The 2,158-nt window shown below is 70.2% G+C and carries 2 protein-coding genes; both read right to left on the bottom strand.

What is annotated here, in order from left to right; genetic code table 11:
• Nucleotides 1-61: 61 nt before the first annotated feature.
• Entirely contained in the window at nucleotides 62-1,108 is a 1,047-nt protein-coding gene (locus ACTUAL_RS14360) for a glycoside hydrolase family 43 protein (RefSeq protein ID WP_440900591.1), read from the bottom strand.
• Between the two features lie 48 nt (nucleotides 1,109-1,156).
• On the bottom strand, nucleotides 1,157-2,158 hold a 1,002-nt coding region (locus ACTUAL_RS14355), incomplete at its 5' end, for a beta-L-arabinofuranosidase domain-containing protein (protein ID WP_440900590.1).

Genomic DNA, 2,158 nt, shown 5'->3' with positions numbered 1-2,158 from the left:
GTCAGCAGGGACAGCAGCACGGCCGCGGTGGTCGCGGCGGCGCGCAGCCGGGGACGTCTGTTCATCGGGTGCTCCCCTGCTGGATCTGGTTGTCCTGGAGGGGGTTCGCGCCGCCGAGGACCTTGGCGAGGCTGTTGTTCGGCGGCGGGCCGGTGCTGGTCTGCACGACGCGCTGGATCGTGCCGTCGGCGTTGAAGTTCACCAGGTCCACGGCCACCGAGCGGCGGAAGTTGCCGCCGCCGGGCGCGTTCGCGTTGTGGTAGACGATGTACCACTGGTTCTTGAACTGGACGATGCCCGCGTGGTTGGTGGTCGAGGAGACCTGGCCCAGCAGCACGCCCCGGTGGGTCCACGGGCCGGTGGGGCTGGTCGCGGTGGCGTAGCGCTGGCAGGCGTAGCTGGAGGAGGTCACGCAGCCGTTGGTGTCGTTGGCGGCGTACACCATGTAGTACAGGTTGTTGCGCTTGAACATCCAGGGCGCTTCCCAGAAGTCCGTCAGCCCGACCGGGGTGGTGACGGGGCCGTCGAGCTCGATCATGTTGGACTTGAGCTTGGCCATCCTGGGCGCCCAGTAGCTGCCCCAGTACAGGTAGGACTGGCCGTTGTCGTCGGTGAAGACGGTCGGGTCGATGTTCAGGCCCGAGGAGTTCGGGGTGCTGTCGCTGACCAGCGGCCCGCCCTTGGCGTCGCGGAACGGGCCGAGCGGGCTGTCGCCGACCGCGACGCCGATGTCCATCCAGCCCGCGCCCCGGCCGTTGACCGAGGTGTACCAGTAGTACTTGCCGTTGCGCGGTTCCACCTCGCTGGCCCACGCGTCGGCGCCCGCCCACGGGAAGGTGGCGGTGGTCGCCTTGGCGCCGTGGTCGGTCCAGTTCGCGGCGTCGGTGGAGGACAGCACCCGCCACTCGCGCATCAGGAAGTTGCCGGAACCGGCGGGCGCCTCGTCGCGGCCCGCGTAGACGTACAGGGTGTTGCCGACGACGAGCGGGGCGGGGTCGGCGGTGTAGTAGCCGGTGACGATCGGGTTCGCCGCGAGCGCGGGCGGGGCCAGGGCGGTGACGAGCGCCAGTGCGGCGCCGAGCCCGAGCACCCGGCTTCGGGTGCGCATGGTGTGCTCCTCTTCGTTGAGGTGGCGGGGGTTTCGCGGTTCGGGGGTTCAGACGCGCCAGTAGACGGTGTAGCGCTGGCGGTGCGTGCGGTAGAACGGGGCCAGGGTGACCCGGCCGGTGGAGGCGGTGGCCGTGTACTCCAGCGGCGTTCCGGTGGGGGCGAGCGTGCCGGGCTGGAGGGTCGGCGGCGCGGTGAGGTCGGTGGTGCCGTAGCCGCCCGCGAGGACGATCGGGCCGTGCTTGACGACCTGCACGGCCGGGTCGTCGGGCGCGCTCTCCCGCGTGAGCGCCATCGGCAGGGTCAGCTCGACGGTGTCGCCGGTGGCCCAGGTGCGGTCGATCCTGGCGTAACCACCGGGGGTCGCGGCCACGGGCACGCCGTTGAGGCGCAGCTGCGCGCCGGTGGCCCAGGCGGGCACCCGAAGCCGCAGGTCGACGCGGCCGGAACCGGTGATCGTGAGCTTGGTGCTCGCGGTGTCCGGGAAGCCGGTGTCCTGGCGGACGGTGATGTTCCTGCCGGGCCAGGTGAGCGCGGACGGGATGAACAGGTTCACCCACAGCGTCTCGCCGCCGCGGAAGTAGATGCTGTCCCGGTGCTTGGTGTTGGTCTCCATGCCGGTGCCGTGGCAGCAGGTGAAGTCCTGGTAGTCGTTGCTGAACGTGCGCTGGCCGCCCGCGCGCAGCGGCACGTAGTAGCTGTGGTGGCCGTGCGCCGAGTCGGGGTTCTGCGCGCCGAGGAGGTGGTTGTAGAGGGCCTTCTCGTGGAAGTCGAACAGCTCGGGACGGCCGGGCTCGGTGCGGAACAGCTGCCTGGTCAGCTTGAGCATGTTGTGCGTGTTGCAGCACTCGCAGGTGCTGTCGGACAGCTCGGAGGCGATCCGGTTGGGGTTCTTGAAGTACTCGCCGTTGGAGTTGCCGCCGATGGCGTAGGTGTGCGCGCCGACGACGAAGTTCCAGAAGTTGCGGGCGATGTCGCGGTACCGGGTCTCGCCGGTGGCGTGGTACTCGCGGATCGCGCCCAGCGCCTTGGGGATCTGGGTGTTGGCGTG

The sequence above is a fragment of the Actinosynnema sp. genome (assembly GCF_052038725.1).
This window is presented reverse-complemented; position numbering and strand designations above follow the sequence as displayed.